Origin of the sequence: Microvirga sp. 3-52, assembly GCF_018383585.1 — a bacterium.
Lineage (GTDB): Bacteria > Pseudomonadota > Alphaproteobacteria > Rhizobiales > Beijerinckiaceae > Microvirga.
The window spans coordinates 70197-88561 of record NZ_JAHAMK010000021.1 but is presented as its reverse complement, the minus strand read 5'-3'; the positions used below and the strand labels follow the sequence as shown (position 1 = coordinate 88561).

Here is an 18365-nt window from a genome sequence, read left to right as displayed (position 1 = left end):
CCCGCGGGCCGATGCGCAGCTCGCCGCCGGAGATGTTCTCCAGCCCGGCGATCATGCGCAGAAGGGTGGACTTGCCGCATCCCGACGGCCCGACGAGGATCACGAACTCCCCGTCCTGGATGTCTATCGATACGCCGTGAATGATCGGAACCGTTCCGAAATTCTTACGGATGTTGCGGATCTCGACTGAGGCCACTGGGCTTCCTCCAAAACATTGTGCGTTCGGGGCACTCTCAGGGTGCCCTGCCAGAACCTTGATACGGCTACGCTATGGTAGGTGTTTCTGCGACTTGATCAAGTTAAACACATATCATGTTGCACGACAAATCTTGACATGCAAGCCGGAGTGCCGTTGCATCGCGAAGACTACGGTTCCTGAAACTCGGCCACAACGCGTCGCCGTCGTCCGTTTGCAGATCCGTCTGCCGCCGCACGGGAACCATGTCTGCATCGTCAAGCTCCGAACAGCCTGCGCGGCTCGGAGTGAAGGGAGAAAAGCGCTCATGATCAAGAATGTTGCGGTCGTCGGCTGCGGAATCGGCCGCACCCACATCGTTTCCTATGCGGCCCATCCGGACAAGTTCCGCGTGGTCGCCATCTGCGACCTCAATGACGAGCGCTTGGCCAGCATCGGCGATGAGTTCGGCATCGAGCGCCGGACCAAGGATTATGCCGAAATCCTGCGGATGAACGATGTGGACATCGTCGACGTCTGCACGCCCCCGGCGGTTCATCTCGAGCAGATCCTGGCGGCTCTCGCGGCCGGCAAGAACGTGGTCTGCGAGAAGCCGCTGGTGGGTTCGGTTGCGGATGTCGATAAGGTGATCGAGGCGGAGAAGCAGTCCCGCGGCCGCGTCCTGCCGATCTTCCAGTACCGCTATGGAAACGGCATCATGAAGGCCAAGCACATCATCGACCAGGGCATTGCCGGAAAGCCTTATCTCGCTTCCGTCGAGGTGTTCTGGAAGCGGACCGCGAAGTATTACGACAATCCTTGGCGGGGGCGCTGGGACACCGAGCTCGGTGGTGTTCTCGTCACCCATGCGATCCACCTGCACGACCTTCTCACCTTCGTCATGGGCCCGGTCAAATCTGTGTTTGCGCGCGCCGCCACCCGCGTGAACGACATCGAGGTGGAGGATTGCGTCGTCGGCAGCCTGGAGATGCAGAGCGGGGCTCTGGCGTCCACGGCAGCGACCCTGGGCTCGCAGGACGAGATCAGCCGCCTGCGCTTCAGCTTCGAAAACGTGACCTTCGAGAGCTGCCAGAAACCCTACGCGCCCGGCGACGATCCCTGGAAGATCATCCCCGCCTCCCCGGAGGTGCAGGCCCAGATCGATCAGGCATTCGAGGGATGGAATTTCGTTCCGACGCGCTTCGAGGGATTGTTCGCTCCCTATCACGAAGCGCTCGTCTCCGGGACAGAGCTTCCTATTACCCTGGCCGATGCGCGCCGCTCGCTGGAGCTTCTGACGGCCTTCTACCAATCCATCGAGACCGAGCGTCCGCAGACCCTTCAGGTCGGTCCCGATCACCCGCGCTACGCGAACTGGAGCCTCGCGAACAAAGGCGCCGACATCCTGCGTTACGCCGCCCGGGCGTAGTCGTCACCGCATGAAAAGACCCGAGGCGACACGCATCGCCCCGGGTCTTTTTGCTCCGCCGCGCAGGCGAGTTGATCGTCTGCCCGACCGAACCTCAGCCCAGCCATTCCTTGCGTCCTGAGAACTCCTCCGGCACGAAGTTTCCGCCCTGGTACTGACGCGCGAGTTCCGTGCCGAGCTCGATCGCTTCGACTTCCGCCGCATAGATTTCCGCATCGTCCCGCGGCTCGTAGCCGAGACGATAGGCGGCGGAATTGTCCCACCAGGAGCGGGTGTTGCCGGAGACGCCGTAGACGATCTCGTGGACGTAATCGGCGGTCAGCCCCACCTCGACCAGGCGCACGAAATCGCCATGGGACAGCCAGGTGGACAGGGCGCGCTTGTTATCCGGCTTCGGCAGGCACGAGCCGATCCTCAGGCAGAGGCTGCGGATGCCGTGCTTGTAGGCATACAGCGCCGCCACATCCTCCCCGAAGGCCTTCGTCAGCCCATAGCGCGAATCGGGGCGGGGCGGGCTTTCTCCGGAAATAGCTGTGTCGTTCGGATACATGCCGGAGGCATGATTGCTGCTCGCGAAGATGACCCGGTCGACCCCGGCATGCCGTGCGCCTTCGTACAGATTGATGGTGCCGGCGATATTGGACTGGAGCAGCTCGGGCCATCCGGTCTCATAGGGAATGCCGCCGAGGTGGACGATGGCATCAATCCCCTCGCACAGGACCTGAACGGTCGTTGCATCGGCCAGATCGCAGGTGACGATCTCCTCGCCCTCCCCCGCTGCTCCCATAGGGGCGACATCGGAGAGCCGAAGCAGCTGGAAACGTCCCGCGAAGGCTTGGCGCAGAATACCTCCAAGACGGCCTGCGGCGCCGGTGAGCAGAATTCGTTGCGAGTTCATGGTCGGATCGCGGTGATGAGGATCGAGATCATTATTTATAGGATATATGATGAATTTCGCCAACCCGACGGGCCGGAGCAAGCATGCCCGTCAGACATCCGCCCACCGTTCGATCCGGGCACCGGCCACCGGAGAGGACGCAATGAACAGGCTCCCGGATTGCGGAGCGGAGGCCAGCACGTCGGGATTGTCCGGCTTGAGGGATGTGATGACCAGAGTCTTCAGGTCGTCTCCGCAGAAGCACGGCATGGTGGGCGCCGGCACGGGAACAGGGTGGGACGCCACGATCTCTCCCTCATGGGAGAAGCGGTTCAGTCTCCCGGCGGACACGCCGGAACTCCAGTAGAATCCCTCCGCGTCGCAGGCGCCGCCATCCGGCCGTCCCGTGGCTTCGTCGAGCGTGGCGATGCGCACTCGGTTCGCGAGCCGGCCCGAGGACGGTTCGAAATCGTAGCGGTCGATCCAGGGGCCGCGGGAATCGGAGTGGAACATGGTGCGGCCATCGGCCGACCAGGCCAGCCCGTTCGACACGAGGCAGGCATGTTCGAGGACGCGGGTCACCTGACCGCGCCCATCGACGCGATAGAGAGATCCGCGCGGCTCCTTCTGGGGACGGTCGTCCATCGAGCCGACCCAGAAGGCGCCGTCGGGCCCGACCTTCCCGTCGTTCAGGCGATGCCAGGCGGGTTCGCCTGGGACCTCTGCGACGATGTCCAGGCTCTCGCTCTCCGGATCGAAGACGGCGATCGTGCGCTCCAGCGCCACGACCAGCCTGCCGCTGGCCCCGAGTCCGATGGAGCCGACGACCCTCGGCATCGTCCAGGTGCGGTGATCCGTGCTATCGAGGCGGATGGAGTGAATGGCCGGTGCCTTGATGTCGATGAAGAACAGGACCTTGCGGCGGTCGTCCCAGACGGGGCTCTCGCCGATCCCGCAGCGCACGTCCTTGAGCAGGCGGAATTCGAGCATCACCGGGCCTCCCGCCCGGCAGGAGCCGCTTCCGCCACCGCCTGAGCCTTGAGGGTCAGCTCCATGGCCTTGAAGCAATGCTCCTGGCCCATCGCCGTCTCGGTCCGGTTCCGGACATCGTTGAGGAGATCGTTCCCGTAAGGCAAATCTTCGTTGGAGCAGTCGAGATGGCGCATGCCGGTCTTGTCCACCAGGAAGAGGTGATCCTTGCCCTCGCGCCCGGCAATGTCGATGTATTTGCGCATCTCGATATAGCCGTCGGTGCCGACGATCATGACGCGTCCATCGCCCCAGATCGGCAGGCCGTCCGGCGTAAACCAGTCCACGCGGATATAGCCCGTGGCATCGGCCGACCTGAGGGTCATCTCGCCGAAATCCTGAAGTCCCGGTGTCTGAGGATTGTTGCGGTTGGCCACCATAGCATGGGTGACCTCGGCATCCGTCGCGCCCGTATAGAACAGGAACTGCTCGCATTGATGGGATGCGATGTCGGTCAGGATTCCGCCATAGGCGTCCCGCTCGAAGAACCACGAAGGACGGATGGGGGCGTTCAGCCGATGCGGGCCGAGGCCCAAGGTGTTCACCACCTGGCCGATGGCACCGGAGCGGATCAGCTCGCCGGCCTTGTTGGTGACGCGGCTGCTGAAATGCTCGGAATAGAAGATCGAATAGATGCGCCCGGTCTCCTTCTGAACCCGGCGAACCTCTTCCAACTCTTCGAGCGTGATCATGCCCGGCTTGTCGACCATGTAGTCCTTGCCGTGGCGCATGACCTCGATGCCGATCCGCGCCCGGTCCTTGGGAATTGCGGCGCTCAGCACGATGGCGATGCCGTCGTCCTCCAGGATCCGGCGGGCGTCATGAACGCGTTCCGCCTGCGGATAGCGCTCAGCGAAGGGAGCGGCGAGGTCGTCCTCCTTGGCGAAGAAGGATGCGAACTCGGCCCCTGCGCCGAGAAGGGCATCAACCTGGCCGAAGATGTGGTTGTGGTTGATGCCGATCACGGCGAAGCGAATTCCCGATGCCGACATCCGCCTCAACCCTTCAGACCGGTGGTCGCGATGCCTTCGATCAGCAGGCGCTGGAAGACCACGAAGAACAGCAGGACCGGGATCAGGGCCACCACGGACATGGCGAACAGGGCGCTCCAGTCGGACTTGCCCGTCGAGTCCACGAAGGTGCGCAGACCGAGCTGGACCGTGTACTGGCTCGCGTCGTTCAGGTAGATCAGCGGGCCGAAGAAATCGTCCCAGGTCCAGATGAAGGTGAAGATCGCCGCCGTGGCGAGCGCCGGCACCGACAAGGGCAGCATGACGCTCCAGAAAATGCGCCAGGGTCCGGCTCCGTCGATGATCGCCGCCTCGTCGAGTTCGCGCGGAATGCCACGGAAGAACTGGTAGAGCAGGAAGATGAAGAAGGCGTCCGCGGCGAGGAACTTGGGCACCACCAGCGGCAGGAAGGTGTTCACCCAGTCGAGGTTCAGGAAGAGCACATACTGCGGAATGAGGGTCACGTGATACGGCAGCATCAGCGTGCCGAGCATGAGTGCGAACCAGAAGTTCTTCAGCGGGAATCTCAGCCGCGCGAAAGCGTAGGCCGCCAGCGAACAGGAGAACACGTTGCCGATTACGCTGAGGACCGCGATCACCAGCGAGTTCCAGAAGAATGTCCCGAAGCTGACCGTCAAACCCGACCAGCCGCGGATATAGGCGTCGATGGTAAAGGTGTCCGGCCACAGCGAGGCGTTGCCGAAGATCTCGTCGTCGGGCTTGAAGCTGCTCGCGAGCATCCACAGCAGCGGATAGAGCATGAGCAGCGACACGCCGCACAGGATCACATGGTACAGGAGAGAGCGGGCTCTGCCGACGTTCGGTGTCGTTGCGACTGTTGTTGAAGCATCAGTCATTGTAATGGACCCAGTAGCGAGAGGTGAGGAACGAGAAGGCGGTGAAGCAGGCAATGATGATCAGAAGGATCCATGCCAAAGCCGACGCATATCCCATGCGGAAATAGGCGAAGCCTTCCTGATACAGGTACAGGGTGTAGAAGAGGGTCGAGTCGATCGGTCCGCCGGTGCCCTCGCTGATGATGAAGGCCGGCGTAAAGGCCTTGAACGCATCGATGGTCTGCACGATGCCGTTGAAGAAGATGACCGGGGTGAGCAGCGGAAGAGTGATCTTGACGAACTGCTGCATCTTGTTTGCGCCGTCGATGCTGGCGGCCTCGTACACGTCCGGCGGGATCTGCCGCAGGCCGGCGAGGAAGATGATCATCGGTGAGCCGAACTGCCAGATGCTGAGCAGCACCAGCGTGTAGAGCGAATAGTTCGGATCGGAGATCCAGCTCGGCCCATCGATGCCGAAGAGGGCCAGCGCCACATTGACGAGGCCGTCCTTGGCGAAGAGCTGGCGCCAGAGCACGGCGATGGCGACGCTCGCGCCGAGCAGAGAGGGCAAATAGAAGAGAGCCCGATAGAGCGGGAGCCCGGCGATGCCGCGGTTGAGGACCATGGCAAGGCCGAGCGCGAAGGCGAGCTTCAACGGGACGGCCAGGATGACATAGGTAAACGTCACCTGCATGGAATGCCAGAACTTCACGTCATTGGTGACGATGCGCTGGTAATTGGCGGTTCCGATGAATTGCGGATCCTGCAGCAGGTCGAAATTGGTAAAGGACAGATAAAGGGATGCGAGCGTCGGGCCAAGGGTCAGCCCGAGAAAGCCGATGAGCCAGGGCGCTAGAAAGGAATAGGAGACGAGCGCACGGGACAATTCTCCCCGACGCTTGCTGCGCTTCTCCGGCTCGCTGATCGTCAAAGGAATTTGAGCAGTTGTTGTCATGCAGAATGGCTCACAGCAATGTCATGATAGACGGACAGGCCGACCCGGTTCGGCTGGGTCGGCCTGGTGAGTCAGAAGACGCTTGTCGTCAGGCGCGGCTCAGAATGGCCTGGGCTTCGCTGACATACTGCTTGCCGCCGTCGGCCGTGGACATACGTCCGAAGCCGACCTGTTCGGAAATCCGGCGCAGCATGGTCTGGATCTCGCCGGCGCCCTTCGGAGGCGCGGGCGGGATCGGCCCGACCTTCGGCGTGACGTGAGAGATGAAATCCACCACGAGCTTGCCTTGTGCGTCGAGCTCCGCCGACACGGCCTCGCGGACCTTCGGAGACGCCGGAACGCCGCGCTCCACGCCGAGAAGCTTCGCGCCATCCACATCCTTCACCGTGAAGTTTGCGAACTTGACCGCAGGCTCGGCCACCTTGCTGCGGGCATAGATGCTCCACATCATCGACGGCTTGAGATAATGGCCGGGATTCGGGCCTGCGCCCTGCGGATACATGGTGATGCCGAGCGGGTTCTTGTTGAGCACCTGATAGCCGACATACTGGTTCGAGTGGTTGAACGCGCAGGCCGCGCGGCCCTGGGTCAGCAGGTTGGTCTCGATGTTGTTCTTGTCGAGCGCTTGGAGATCGGCCGGAGGGCAGGCCTTCGTTTCGCGCGCCTTGGCCCACATGGCAAACCAGTCGGCCGCATCCTTCTCGTCCAAGCCGAGCTTGCCGTCTTCAGTATAGAGCGCCTTGCCGCGCTGGCGCAGCCAGTTCTCGAAAGCGACCTCTTCGGCGCTGGCGTCGGACGTCCCGAAATATTCGCCGTTATGCGCCTTGGTGACGGCTGCGGCGAGCTCGAAGAACTTGTCCCACGTCACGTCGATCGGTTCCGCCACGCCGGCCTTCTGGAACGCCGCCTTGTTGTAGATCAGGGCGTTCGAGTTGTTGCCGATATTGATGCCGTAGAGCTTGCCGTCGACCTTGCAGCTGTCGAGGGAGGCCTTGTCGAAGTCGCTGATGTCCAGCGACTTGCCCAGGAACTCGTCGAGGGGCAGCAGCGCGCCGCGACGGGCATATTCCGCGACATAGCGATAGTCCATCTGGATCAGGTCCGGCGCGTTGCGGCCGGCCGCCTGGGTCGCGAGCCGCGGCCAGTAATCGCCCCAGGCCAGGGTCTCGCCGTCGATCTTCACGTTCGGGTTCCGCTCCTGGTAGAGCGAGACCGCTTTCAGCGTGCGATCGGCGCGCTCCTTGGATCCCCACCAATACAGACGGACGCGGGCATCCTGGGCAAAGGCCGGGAGGCTTCCCAGCGCGCTGAGACCGGCGGACCCAAGGGCCGCCTTCAGCAAAGTTCTACGGTTAAGGTCGCGAGTCATGTGGCGTATCTCCCTCTTGGGCGCCGCTTCGACGGTCACCCGAAATCATGGCCTCTCTCGGCGACAACTTTTTTTCTTTGGCACCCGTCCCGCCGAGGCTTCAGTCCCTTGACCCCATACGTTACGAGAGCGGTTTTCTTTTGTCGCCATCCGACATGAAGCTAGAATTTAGAATGGTTGTATGTCAACCAGTTGTATGATGTAATTTGGCGATCTAAGCTTCCGCACCGAAGCTTCCCTAGAGATAATCGCTTACAGGAACAGCCACATCCCTGGTCCACCAACGGCTAAGGCTGGGATTTGTCTGACAAATTAAACGCTCAAATTACCTTAAGAGCGAAGCAGCAGGAGAACCCAAGAGAATGGATCGCTCAAGCAGGAAACGCATCGCCCTCATCGGCACTGGCCATCGCGGCACGAGCATGTGGGGGATCAACGTGGTCAAGGGCTATAGCGACTACGTGGACATCGTCGCCCTCTGTGACACCAACCGGCTTCGTGCCGAGCGCGCCCGGGGTTTCCTGGGGATCGATGCCCCCATCTATACCGACGCCCAGGAGATGATCGCGACGGTCAAGCCGGACCAGGTGATTGTCTGCACCAGAGACTCGAATCACGATGACATGATCGTGCGGGCGCTTGAGGCTGGGGTGGATGTCATCACCGAGAAGCCGATGACGACCACGGCCGAGAAGGTGCGGCGCATCCTCGAGGCCGAGAAGCGCACCGGACGCCGCGTCGATGTGACCTTCAATTACCGCTACGCTCCGACCGTACGGAAGATCAAGGAGCTCCTCAACTCTGGCGTGATTGGTGATGTGACCTCCATCGATTTCCACTGGTTTCTCGACAACAAGCACGGGGCGGACTACTTCCGCCGCTGGCACGCGGTGGAAGAGAATTCCGGCAGCCTTTTCGTGCATAAGAGCACTCACCATTTCGACCTGATGAACTGGTACCTGGACGACGACCCGGAGGAGGTCTTCGCCTTCGCGAGCCTGCGTAAGTACGGCAAGGTCAATCCCTTTCGCGGCGAGCGCTGCAAGACCTGTGAGCATGCCAGCTATTGCGACTATTTTGTCGACATCAGCAAGGATCCGTGGCTCGAAGCCCTCTATGAGGATCCCTCCCGCGAGGACGGTTATGTCCGTGACGCCTGCGTGTTCCGCGAAGAGATCAATATTCCCGACACGATGTCGGCCATGATTCGTTACCGGAAAAGCGTGCAGGTCACCTATTCGGTGAACACCTACATGCCGATCGAGGGACATTTCATCGCCTTCGATGGCACCAAGGGCCGCATCCAGATGCGGCAATACGAGCGCCAGCCCTGGGAAACACCGGAATACGACGAGATCCAGCTCGTGCGGAATTTCGGCGGCGTCGAGACGATCCAGGTCCCGCACGAGCCGGGCGGGCACTTTGGCGGCGACCCGAAGCTGCAGGACATGCTCTTCAAGCCGGGGACCCCTGACCCGCTGAACCAGCGTGCCGGCTCGCGCGCCGGCGCCATGTCGGTGCTGTGCGGAATCGCGGCGCTCCAGAGCTCGAAGACGGGCCAGATGGTCAGCGTCTCGAAGCTGCTCGATCCGGCTCAGGCCATTGCCGCCTGATGCTCGACGGGAGGTGGCAACAGCCACCTCCTCATCTGCTCCGCGGGAGCAGCCTAATGGACCACGCGAGAGAACGCACAATGATCGCGAGTGAGAATTTCTCGGCGGACGTGATTCGCGCCCAGATCGAGGCGATCCTGCGGGCCTGGGGCATGGGCGAGGAGAAGCTGCGCCTCACGGCCGAGGTGATGGTCGAGACCGATCTGCGCGGCATCGACTCCCACGGGATCTCGATGCTGACCCAATATGCCCAGATGCAGAAGGCGGGACAGCTCCACCTTCAGGCCGAACCTCGAATCGTCCGCCAGAGCGCCAGCACAGCCTTGATCGATGGCGGAGCCGGGTTGGGTCATCCTGCTGCCCTCATGGGCATGGACCTCGCCATCGAGAAGGCGCTGGCGCACGATGTCGGCGTCGTGTCGGTGTTCAACTCCCACCATTTCGGTGCCGCTGGCTATTACGCCACGATGGCCGCGGAACGCGGGCTGATCGGCGTCGTGTCGTCGACGACCCGCGTGATCTCCGTCGTGCCGACGAACGGGGTCGAGCGTGTGCTCGGCACCAATCCGATTGCCGTCGCAGTGCCTGCCGGCCGGCATCCAAGCGTCTGTGTCGACATTTCCACCAGCGTCGTCGCGGCCAACAAGGTCAAGGTCTATGCCCTGCAGGGCAAGGATCTTCCTGCCGGATGGGTGATTGACGGCGATGGACGCCCCGTCACCGATTCCGGCAGAGCCTTCCGGCAGATTTTCGACGGTCAGGAAGGTGGCCTCACACCCATCGGCGGCGATGGCAGCGATATGGGCGGGCACAAGGGTTATGGGCTTGGCCTGATCGCCCAGATCCTATCGGGCAGCCTGTCCGGCGCCTCCTTCTCGCCGGTCCGGAACAGGACGCAGAAGCCCTCGGACCCCGACAATATCGGTCATTTCTTCATGGCCCTGAATCCAGCGGCCTTCCGGCCGTTCGATGCCTTCCAGTCGGACGTGGAGGTCGTCGTCGACACCCTGCATGCCACCAAGCCGGTCCGCGAGGACAAACCGGTTCTGGTGCCGGGCGAACCGGAATGGGCCGCTCGCGAAGAGCGGCTCGTCACGGGCATTCCGATCCCTGAGACGTTGAAACTGAAGGTGCGGGAAATTGCCGAGGCCGCGGGCGCCCCTTACCTGCTGCAGCCGGCGATGGCCGCCTGAGAATAATGGGCTCCCGCCACGCGAACAGGAGCCCGGAGCGATCAGCCTGATCAGCGCCCGCGCGCCAGAATCGAATTCGCCTCGGCGATGTACTGCTTTGCCGCGGCCGATGCGGACGAGCGTCCGAAGCCGACCTGCTCGTTGACGCGTCTGATCAGAACCTGAATCTCGCCGGCCCCTTGAGGCGGCGCAGGCGGGATCGGCCCGACGTGCTGCGATACCTCCGCGATGAAATCGACCACCTTCTTGCTCATCTCGTCGAGCTGATCCGACACCGCCCTCCGTGTCGACGGCGAGGGCGGCACCCCGCGCTCGACGCCGAGGACTCGCGCCCCTTCCGGATCCTTGACGGTGAAGTTGGCGAACTTCACCACCTCCGGGGCAACCTTCGTGCGGGCATAGATGCTCCACATCATCGAAGGCTTGAGATACTGGCCCGGATTGGGACCCGCGCCCTGCGGATAGGTGGCGATGCCGAGCGCATTCTTGTTGATGGCCTGGAAGCCGACGAACTGGTTGGAATGGTTGAAGGCGCAACCCGCGCGCCCCTGCGTGAGCAGGCTGGTATCGGGACCGCTCTTATCGAGCGCCTGAATGTCTGCAGGCGGGCAGGCCTTCACCTCGCGCATCTTCACCCAGAGCGAGAGCCAATCTCCGACATCCGCTTCCCCGAAGCCGAGCTTGCCGTCTTCCGTGTAGAGCGCCTTGCCGCGCTGGCGCAGCCAGTTCTCGAAGGCGGCCTCGTCTGCGCCCGCGTCGACAGTGCCGAAATAGGAACCGTCATGGGCTTTCGTGACCTCGGCGCAGATTGCGGCGAACTTGTCCCAGCTCGTTCCGATGACGGGCTCGTCGACGCTCGCCTTCTGAAAGGCCGCCTTGTTGTAGATCAGGGCATGGGAGTTGTTGCCCAGGTTGATGGCAAAGAGCTTTCCGTCCACCTTGCAGCTGTCGAGCGAGGCCTGACCGAAATCGCCGATCTGCAGATCTTTCCCCACGTACTCGTCGAGGGGAAGAAGGACACCGCGCCGCGCATACTCGGCAAGGTAGCGATAATCCATCTGGATGAGATCGGGAGCGTTGCGTCCGGCGACTTGCGTCGCAAGCCTCGGCCAGTAATCGGTGAAGGACAGGGATTCGCCGTCGATCTTGATGTGCGGATTGCGTTGCTGGTACAGCGCCGCCGCCTTCAAGGTTCTGTCGGCGCGCTCCTTGGACCCCCACCAGAAGATCCGGAACCGGGTGCTCTCCTGCGCCCATGCGGCCTTGTGGGCAAGCATGGACGCACCGGCGGCTGCCATGAAGGTGCGGCGTGAGACGTTTCCTGCCATCGTTGTCGCCTCCTGATTGTCAGGAAATTGCGGTTTGTTGATTGGGCCGTCTTGTCAGACGACCGTACGGTGCCGTTCGATGCAGGTGGCGAGAACCTCATCCATCGGCTTTTGCCACCAGTTGTTCTCCGAGAAGATCTCGACTTCCGAATAGCCCGTGAAGCCAACCGCTTCGACGGCCTCACGAATGCCGCGCAGGTCGATGACGCCGTCGCCCATCATGCCGCGGTCGAGCAGCAGGTCCGTGGTGGGCACGAGCCAGTCGCAGACGTGATAGGCCAGCAAGCGGTCCTTGCCGGTGCGGCGGATCTGTTCCTTCAGTTCCGGATCCCACCAGACATGGTAGACGTCGACCGCGAGGCCGAGCATTCCCGTGCGCTCGGGGTCGACCCGGTCGCAGATGTCGAGTGCCTGGCGCATGGTGTTCACGCAGGCGCGGTCCGCCGCATACATCGGATGCAGCGGCTCGATGGCGAGCGGGAGGCCAGCCTGACGGGAATATTCGAGCAGCGTCGCGATGCCGTCCTCGACCATGGCGCGCGCGGCGTCAATGTCCTTCGACGGCTGCGAGCCGGGCCGTGAATATTGCGGCAGGCCACCCACCACGAGCACGAGGCAGGGCGCGCCGAGCGCAACCGCCTCGTCCACCGCGCGGCGGTTGTCGTCGGTCGCCTCCTGCAGCCGTGACGCATCGGCCGGGAACATGCCGCCGCGGCAATAGCCGGAGAGTTCGAGCCTCGCGTCCTTCACGGCGGCCACGGCCCGGTTGAGACCGACGGTCGCCACCTGATCGCGCCAGGGCGAGATCGCCTTGATCTCGGCTCTGGCGCAGGCCTCCGTGATGGCGACGAGGTCGCCCTGTTTTCTCACCGTCGCCGTGTTGATCGACAGGGCGCGGTGATCGCCGGAAAAGTCACGCATGCTTCACGCCTCCACCCCATGCGTGGCCAGGACGAAGCGCATGCGCTCCACCGCGAGGTCCGGGTCCAGCAGGAGGCCGGCCTTATCCGCGAGACGGAAGAGCTCGGCGAGATGCAGGGTCGAGCGGGCGCTCTCCTGTCCGCCGACCATGGTGAAGTGGTCCTGGTGGCCGTTGAGATAGGCCATGAACACCACACCGGTTTTGTAGAACCGCGTCGGCGCCCGGAAGATGTGCCGCGACAGCGGAACCGTCGGCGCCAGCGCCTCATGGAACGCGTCGAGGTTGCCGGCCGCGAGGCTCACGAGGGCTGAGGAGGCCGCCGGCGCGATGGCATCGAAGATGCCCAGGAGCGCATGCGAGTAGCCCTGGTCGTCACCGGCGATCAGCTCGGCATAGTTGAAGTCGTCGCCCGTATACATGCGCACGCGCTCGTCGAGGCGGCGTCGCATGGCGATCTCCTTGTCCTTGTCGAGGAGCGAGATCTTGACGCCGTCGACCTTGGACGCATTGGCGTTGATGATCGCCACGGAGGTGTCCATGGCGGCATCGAGATCGCCCGTGCCCCAATAGCCGGCGAGGGCCGGGTCGAACATGTCGCCGAGCCAGTGGATGATCACGGGCTCCTTCACCTGTCCGAGGATGCGGTTGTAAACCGCCACATAGTCGTCGGCGGATTTGGCGACGCGGGCGAGAGCCCGGGAAGCCATCAGAATGATGCGCCCGCCGACCGCCTCGATGGCCTCGATCTGCTCCTCATAGGCGCGGATCACGTCGTCGATGCTGCGTGCGGCTTCCGGCGCCAGATGATCGGTGCCGGCGCCGGAGAACACGAGGGCATCGCCGCGCGCCTTGGCGGCGCCGACCGAGCGGCGGATCAGCTCGAGCGACGTGGGCCAGTCGAGCCCCATGCCACGCTGCGCCGTATCCATCGCCTCGGCAACGCCGAGGCCGAGATCCCACAGACGCTCGCGATACGCGATCGTCTTGTCCCAGTCGATCGCGGCCTGCAGCCACGGGTCCGCGTCGGCGAGCGGATCGGCGACCACATGGGCGGCCGAGAACGCGATGCGGTTCATCGGCCCGCTCACCTTGTCCGGGAAGGATTTCGGCGCGGAAAGCCTATACGTCTCGAGACTGCGATCCGCCTGCGGCAGGCGGATCGACAGGGCGCTGACGGTCTCAGGCCGGTTCATGCTGCTTCTCCTTCGCGGCGCCCACATTCAGCGGCGGCACGTCGACCCAACGACGCTCGCGCCAGCTCTCGAGAGCGCATTCGACGAGTTGAACACCCTTGGCGCCCTCCACCAGCGTGTAGCGGTAGGGTGCGTCCTCGACCACGTGGCGGACGAACATCTCCCACTGGGTCTTGAAGCCGTTGTCGTAGACCACGTTGTCGGGCACCGGCTGCCAGTCGGCGTAGAAGTCGATCGTCTGCTTCTGATCCGGATTCCAGACCGGGCGCGGGGTGGCCTGACGCGGCTGGATCACGCAATCGGTGAGACCGGCGACGGCGGAACCGTGCGTTCCGTCCACATGGAACGTGACGAGATCGTCCCGATAGACCCGGGTGCACCACGACATGTTGATGTGGGCGATCACGCCGCCATCGAGCATGAAGGTGGCATAGGCGGAATCGTCGGCGGTCGCCGGATAGGGCTTGCCCTTTTCATCCACGCGCTCGGGGATGTGCGTCGAGCCGATGCAAGAGACGGAGCGCACCTCGCCGAAGAGGTTGTCGAGCACGTAGCGCCAGTGGCAGACCATGTCGAGGATCATGCCGCCGCCATCCTCGGAGCGATAGTTCCAGGATGGACGCTGCGCCGGCTGGCCCCAATCGCCTTCGAACACCCAGTAGCCGAACTCGCCGCGTACGGAGAGCATGCGGCCGAAGAAGCCGGAATCGCGCAGCATCTTCAGCTTCTGCAGGCCGGGCAGGAACAGCTTGTCCTGCACGGTGCCGTTCTTCACACCCTTCTCGCGGGCGAGACGGACGATCCGCAGAGCTTCCGGCAGATTCGTGGAAATCGGCTTCTCGCAATAGATGTGCTTGCCGGCGTTGATCGCCTGTTCCAGCAGGGTCGGACGCATCTGCGTCGTCGCGGCATCGAAGAAGATCTCATCCTTCGGGTCCGCGATGGCGGCGTCGAGATCGGTCGTCCACCGGTCGATGCCGTGCGCCTTTGCGAGTTCCTGGATCTTCTCCGCATTGCGCCCGACCAGGATCGGATCGAGTTGGACCTTCGATCCGTCGGACAGCGTCACGCCGCCCTGGGCACGGATGGCCGCAACGGAGCGAATGAGATGCTGGTTCATACCCATGCGGCCCGTCACGCCATGCATGACGATACCTAATCTGCGCTGAGTCATAACAAATGTCTCCTATCAACGATGGTGTTGTGCGAGCGGAACGAGGCTGCTCCAATCTGGCTCGGCACCGCTGGCAAAACCTGGAGCAGACAAGAGGGACGCGGTTGGCAACGACCCGCGTTCGAAGGCAAGGCCGATACGGCCGTCATGCCTGCGGTAGAGATCAGAATGTGCGGCCGCAAAGCGCGCCGCCTCCGCATCCGGTGCGGGGCCGAATCCCTCGACGTAATGGTGTCCGTTGCGCTCGGCATGGCTCAGGCCGAGCGTCGCAACGAGCGCCGTATCCTGCTGAATCCCAAGCCCTGGCTGGCACGTGAGATCCTCTGCGGAGACGAAGAACCGGCCCGATTGCGCCTCATTCAAAGCGGAGACGCGGACCGCATTCAGGACCGACTTGTAGAAGCCCTTGCAGGCCTTCGAGGAAATGCCGCGATAGCCGAGCTCAATCGTCCGCGGAAAGGCGTCGTAATCGCCATCCGCCTCGTCGATGATGAACGGAATTTCGCTGGCGAGATCGCCCAGGGGCGCCGCGAAGGTTCCTGTCCGGTCGAACGGCTGCTCGATGTAGAGCAGGTGCTCCCGGAAGGCGCGCAAGCCGCCGCCGCTCATCGCCTGGAGAAGAACCCGCAGGCGTTGCGGATCGTACTGCTCGTTGGCGTCGAGGGTCGCACGATAGTCCGCAACGTGTCGTGAGAGAAGATCGTGGATGGCCTGCAGGCGCGCGATGTCCGCATCCACGTCCCCGCCGATCTTGATCTTAAAGAGCCTTAAGCGGGCCAGCCGAATTTCGTCTTCGAGACCGCCAGCCCCGTCGAGGGAATCCAGCAGCCCGATCGTGTGCCGGAGCAGGACCGCGCCAACCGGCTGGATTTCTCCCAGGAAGGACTGGATGCGCTCTGCGCCGAGATCCGGCGTCTGTCGCGCATCGATGCCGAAGATATTGCGCCGCAATCCTTCAGAGAAACTGAGCTTCAGCGCCTTGAGGGCAGCATCGGCAACGGCCTTGTCGACGAGCGCGGGCCCGAACGAAGCGACGAGCCCCGGCAGTCCCTGGTCGGCGGCCCACATCTTCTGGGCCGCGAAGGCGCGCCCATGATGGCCGAAGGCTGTGTCCCAATCCTGAGCCTCGGCATAGTTGCGAGCAGCCTCGCCGAGGCTCGCCTTCAGGTCCGCGATCGTGTCCTGCGGTGACTTGGCCGGGTTCTTGTCGAACCATTTCGGCATCATCATCTCGGCGGTGACGCCGGTCGCCAAGCCGGCGCCCTCCACCTCGACGACAACCCGCACGAAGGCCTGCGGCGCCTCGTCGACGGTCACGAGCCCGAACCGGAACGGCCGCGCAAAGCGCATCGGACGCTCGAATGTCTGGATCTCGCGAATGCGAAGCCGGCTCGCTGACATGATGCTCAGTCCAGATGACCGCGGGCGTAGAAATGGCCGCGGATTCTCTGCGTGAGATCGACGAAGGTCGGATGCCCCATGATCTCAAGATCGCGCGGACGCGGCAGAGTCACGTCATAGATCGCAGCAATCGCGCCCGGCCGTTCCGACATGACGACCACGCGATCCGCGAGGAACACCGCTTCGGGGATCGAGTGTGTAATCAGAAGGATCGTCTTGCCGGTGTCGTGATGGATCCGCTGAAGTTCGAGGTTCATGCGTTCACGCGTCATGGCATCGAGCGCACCGAAGGGCTCATCCATGAGGACAATCTTCGGATCATGCACCAGTGCCCGGCAGATGGCGGCGCGCTGCTGCATGCCGCCGGAGAGCTGCCAAGGGTACTTGTTCTGAAAATCCTCGAGCCCGGCCATGGACAAGAGCTTGCGGGCGCGGGCGAGATGAGTCTCGCGGTCGAGCTTGCGCACCTCGACCGGCAGCATCACGTTGCGCAGCACGGAGCGCCAGGGCAGGAGCACCGGGTTCTGAAAGACGATGCCCACGTCGTCCGGCGGATCCTGCACGGCGACTCCGCCGATCCGAATCTCGCCCTCCGTCGGTGGAATGAGGCCGGCGATGAGCTTCAGAAGTGTCGACTTGCCGCAACCGGACGGTCCGACGACGGCAACGAATTCTCCATCGGAGACGTCGAGATTGATCGGGCGCAGGGATGGAACGTCTCCACCCCGAGTGCGATAGGTTTTGGCCAGATTGCGGATCTGGATCATCTGGCGAGGCGCGGACGCCTCGCCTTTGGGGACGACACGAAAGCGAGCCATGGCGTTAGCCTGCCTGCTCATTGGGTCGATGCCTTCGGCAAAAAGTCACGGGTGTAGAAGGCCTTCGGATCGTTCTTCGCCGCCGGGTCGAGTCCGCCGTATTCGATGAGAAGATTAACCGTCTCGACCATATTCGCATCCGAGACATTGAACGGACGCTGACCCTTCGTCTCTTCCGTGCGGTAGAGCGGGATCGTCAGCTCGAAGCCTTCCTGCAGCGTATCGGGCTTGCCGGCCTTTGGCAGCGCCTTCAGAACCGCCTGGGTCGCCTCGGCAGGAGCCTTCTCGGCACCTTCGATCGCCTTGGTGGTCGCGCTCATGAAGCGGCGGACGAGATCGGCCTTCTCCTTCAGGGTGTCCTTGTGCGCGATGATGCCCGAGGAGACGAGATTGACGCCGTAATCCGCGAACATGATCGGTGTCACGTTCTTGCCCGTCGCGTCCTTGATTTTCATGCTCTGGTCCATAACGTAGCCGAGGAGCACGTCGGCTTGGCCGTTGATGACCGCATTGAGCTTCGTTTGCGCGTCGCCAGACACGATGCGCATTTCGCTCTCCTTAAGACCGGCCTTCTTGAGGAAGAGCGGCCAGATCTGCGACATGGAATCGCCCGGCGTCGTCGCGACCGTCTTGCCGCGGAGGTCTTCGGCTTTGCGGATATTTTTCTCGGAGAAGCCCATGACCGACATGGGGTTCTTCTGAAGCAGCACGCCCGGCGACGTGACCGGAGCACCCTTCACCGCAGCACGGATCATGGTGGGAACGTCTGCATAGGCGAAGTCGACGGTCTTGGCAGCCACGGCCTGTACCGTCACGGCCGAGCCGCGGCCCTCCTGGATTTCGAGATCGATGCCCTCGGCTGCGTAAAGGCCCTTTTCCTTGCCGTAGAAGAAGGGCGCATGCTCGCCATAGACGTACCAGTTGAGCATCAGCACGACTTTGTCCGCCGCCTGGGCCGGCAGCGACACGAAGGGCATGAGAGCTGTCGCGGCAAAGAGGGTAGCTTTCAGGAACGTACGTTTCTTCATGGACTTCCTCCGATT

At 63.0% G+C, this 18365-nt stretch carries 17 protein-coding genes; 3 read left to right on the top strand and 14 right to left on the bottom strand.

Annotated features, from left to right (window positions below):
- The coding region (locus tag KHP60_RS16450; protein ID WP_213565406.1) for an ATP-binding cassette domain-containing protein at positions 1–196 on the bottom strand (196 nt) is incomplete at its 3' end.
- Positions 197–503: 307 nt separating this feature from the next.
- Here KHP60_RS16450 and KHP60_RS16445 point away from each other — a divergent pair.
- Positions 504–1604 carry a Gfo/Idh/MocA family protein gene (locus KHP60_RS16445; RefSeq protein ID WP_213565405.1) on the top strand — a complete coding sequence of 367 codons (1101 nt, stop codon included), beginning with the start codon at positions 504–506 and terminating at the stop codon, positions 1602–1604.
- 94 nt (positions 1605–1698) lie between these two features.
- Here the strand turns inward: KHP60_RS16445 and KHP60_RS16440 are convergent, their stop codons facing one another.
- The 6 genes from KHP60_RS16440 to KHP60_RS16415 form a co-directional block, all read right to left on the bottom strand.
- Positions 1699–2502: an NAD(P)-dependent oxidoreductase gene (locus KHP60_RS16440; protein ID WP_213565404.1), complete on the bottom strand. Its 804-nt coding sequence runs from the start codon at positions 2500–2502 to the stop codon at positions 1699–1701.
- Between the two features lie 90 nt (positions 2503–2592).
- A complete protein-coding gene (locus tag KHP60_RS16435; RefSeq protein ID WP_213565403.1) occupies positions 2593–3471 on the bottom strand; it encodes an SMP-30/gluconolactonase/LRE family protein in 879 nt (292 codons plus the stop codon).
- Entirely contained in the window at positions 3471–4502 is a 1032-nt protein-coding gene (locus tag KHP60_RS16430) for a Gfo/Idh/MocA family protein (protein WP_213565402.1), read from the bottom strand. The genes KHP60_RS16435 and KHP60_RS16430 overlap by 1 nt, the downstream gene beginning before the upstream one ends.
- Positions 4503–4507: 5 nt before the next feature.
- On the bottom strand, positions 4508–5377 hold the full coding sequence (locus KHP60_RS16425; protein WP_213565401.1) for a carbohydrate ABC transporter permease: 870 nt from the start codon (positions 5375–5377) through the stop codon (positions 4508–4510).
- Positions 5370–6311: a carbohydrate ABC transporter permease gene (locus KHP60_RS16420; RefSeq protein ID WP_249688847.1), complete on the bottom strand. Its 942-nt coding sequence runs from the start codon at positions 6309–6311 to the stop codon at positions 5370–5372. Before KHP60_RS16420 ends, KHP60_RS16425 begins: the two co-directional genes overlap by 8 nt.
- Before the next feature lie 88 nt (positions 6312–6399).
- Complete coding sequence (locus tag KHP60_RS16415) at positions 6400–7680, bottom strand: ABC transporter substrate-binding protein (protein ID WP_213565400.1); 1281 nt, start codon at positions 7678–7680, stop codon at positions 6400–6402.
- 362 nt (positions 7681–8042) lie between these two features.
- Here KHP60_RS16415 and KHP60_RS16410 point away from each other — a divergent pair, with 362 nt between their 5' ends.
- Both KHP60_RS16410 and KHP60_RS16405 read left to right on the top strand, forming a co-directional pair.
- Positions 8043–9293, top strand: coding sequence for a Gfo/Idh/MocA family protein (locus KHP60_RS16410; RefSeq protein ID WP_213565399.1), 1251 nt, complete (start codon positions 8043–8045; stop codon positions 9291–9293).
- Positions 9294–9373: 80 nt separating this feature from the next.
- Complete coding sequence (locus tag KHP60_RS16405) at positions 9374–10486, top strand: Ldh family oxidoreductase (protein WP_213565398.1); 1113 nt, start codon at positions 9374–9376, stop codon at positions 10484–10486.
- Positions 10487–10536: 50 nt separating this feature from the next.
- Here KHP60_RS16405 and KHP60_RS16400 read toward each other — a convergent pair whose 3' ends face one another.
- Genes KHP60_RS16400 through KHP60_RS16370 form a run of 7 tightly spaced genes read right to left on the bottom strand, consistent with a single transcriptional unit; the run spans position 10537 to position 18350 of the window.
- The gene (locus tag KHP60_RS16400; protein ID WP_213565397.1) at positions 10537–11814 is read right to left on the bottom strand and encodes an ABC transporter substrate-binding protein; all 1278 of its coding nucleotides are present in this window, start codon (positions 11812–11814) and stop codon (positions 10537–10539) included.
- A 54-nt stretch (positions 11815–11868) separates the two neighbouring features.
- Positions 11869–12735 (bottom strand): sugar phosphate isomerase/epimerase, encoded by an 867-nt coding sequence (locus KHP60_RS16395; RefSeq protein WP_213565396.1) that lies wholly within the window; start codon positions 12733–12735, stop codon positions 11869–11871.
- A 3-nt stretch (positions 12736–12738) separates the two neighbouring features.
- Positions 12739–13929, bottom strand: a complete 1191-nt coding sequence (locus tag KHP60_RS16390) for a dihydrodipicolinate synthase family protein (protein ID WP_213565395.1) — start codon at positions 13927–13929, stop codon at positions 12739–12741.
- A complete protein-coding gene (locus KHP60_RS16385) occupies positions 13916–15103 on the bottom strand; it encodes a Gfo/Idh/MocA family protein (RefSeq protein ID WP_213565394.1) in 1188 nt (395 codons plus the stop codon). The genes KHP60_RS16390 and KHP60_RS16385 overlap by 14 nt, the downstream gene beginning before the upstream one ends.
- A gap of 15 nt (positions 15104–15118) precedes the next feature.
- Positions 15119–16504 carry an enolase gene (locus KHP60_RS16380; RefSeq protein ID WP_213565393.1) on the bottom strand — a complete coding sequence of 462 codons (1386 nt, stop codon included), beginning with the start codon at positions 16502–16504 and terminating at the stop codon, positions 15119–15121.
- Positions 16505–16509: 5 nt separating this feature from the next.
- The gene (locus KHP60_RS16375; RefSeq protein ID WP_213565392.1) at positions 16510–17322 is read right to left on the bottom strand and encodes an ABC transporter ATP-binding protein; all 813 of its coding nucleotides are present in this window, start codon (positions 17320–17322) and stop codon (positions 16510–16512) included.
- 17 nt (positions 17323–17339) lie between these two features.
- Entirely contained in the window at positions 17340–18350 is a 1011-nt protein-coding gene (locus tag KHP60_RS16370) for an ABC transporter substrate-binding protein (RefSeq protein WP_249688846.1), read from the bottom strand.
- Positions 18351–18365 lie beyond the last annotated feature (15 nt).

Coding starts and splice junctions, on each gene's coding strand:
- KHP60_RS16445 (WP_213565405.1), top strand. CDS start 504: ATGATCAAGAATGTTGCGGTCGTCGGCTGCGGAATCGGCCGCACCCAC.
- KHP60_RS16440 (WP_213565404.1), bottom strand. CDS start 2,502: ATGAACTCGCAACGAATTCTGCTCACCGGCGCCGCAGGCCGTCTTGGA.
- KHP60_RS16435 (WP_213565403.1), bottom strand. CDS start 3,471: ATGCTCGAATTCCGCCTGCTCAAGGACGTGCGCTGCGGGATCGGCGAG.
- KHP60_RS16430 (WP_213565402.1), bottom strand. CDS start 4,502: ATGTCGGCATCGGGAATTCGCTTCGCCGTGATCGGCATCAACCACAAC.
- KHP60_RS16425 (WP_213565401.1), bottom strand. CDS start 5,377: ATGACTGATGCTTCAACAACAGTCGCAACGACACCGAACGTCGGCAGA.
- KHP60_RS16420 (WP_249688847.1), bottom strand. CDS start 6,311: ATGACAACAACTGCTCAAATTCCTTTGACGATCAGCGAGCCGGAGAAG.
- KHP60_RS16415 (WP_213565400.1), bottom strand. CDS start 7,680: ATGACTCGCGACCTTAACCGTAGAACTTTGCTGAAGGCGGCCCTTGGG.
- KHP60_RS16410 (WP_213565399.1), top strand. CDS start 8,043: ATGGATCGCTCAAGCAGGAAACGCATCGCCCTCATCGGCACTGGCCAT.
- KHP60_RS16405 (WP_213565398.1), top strand. CDS start 9,374: ATGATCGCGAGTGAGAATTTCTCGGCGGACGTGATTCGCGCCCAGATC.
- KHP60_RS16400 (WP_213565397.1), bottom strand. CDS start 11,814: ATGGCAGGAAACGTCTCACGCCGCACCTTCATGGCAGCCGCCGGTGCG.
- KHP60_RS16395 (WP_213565396.1), bottom strand. CDS start 12,735: ATGCGTGACTTTTCCGGCGATCACCGCGCCCTGTCGATCAACACGGCG.
- KHP60_RS16390 (WP_213565395.1), bottom strand. CDS start 13,929: ATGAACCGGCCTGAGACCGTCAGCGCCCTGTCGATCCGCCTGCCGCAG.
- KHP60_RS16385 (WP_213565394.1), bottom strand. CDS start 15,103: ATGACTCAGCGCAGATTAGGTATCGTCATGCATGGCGTGACGGGCCGC.
- KHP60_RS16380 (WP_213565393.1), bottom strand. CDS start 16,504: ATGTCAGCGAGCCGGCTTCGCATTCGCGAGATCCAGACATTCGAGCGT.
- KHP60_RS16375 (WP_213565392.1), bottom strand. CDS start 17,322: ATGGCTCGCTTTCGTGTCGTCCCCAAAGGCGAGGCGTCCGCGCCTCGC.
- KHP60_RS16370 (WP_249688846.1), bottom strand. CDS start 18,350: ATGAAGAAACGTACGTTCCTGAAAGCTACCCTCTTTGCCGCGACAGCT.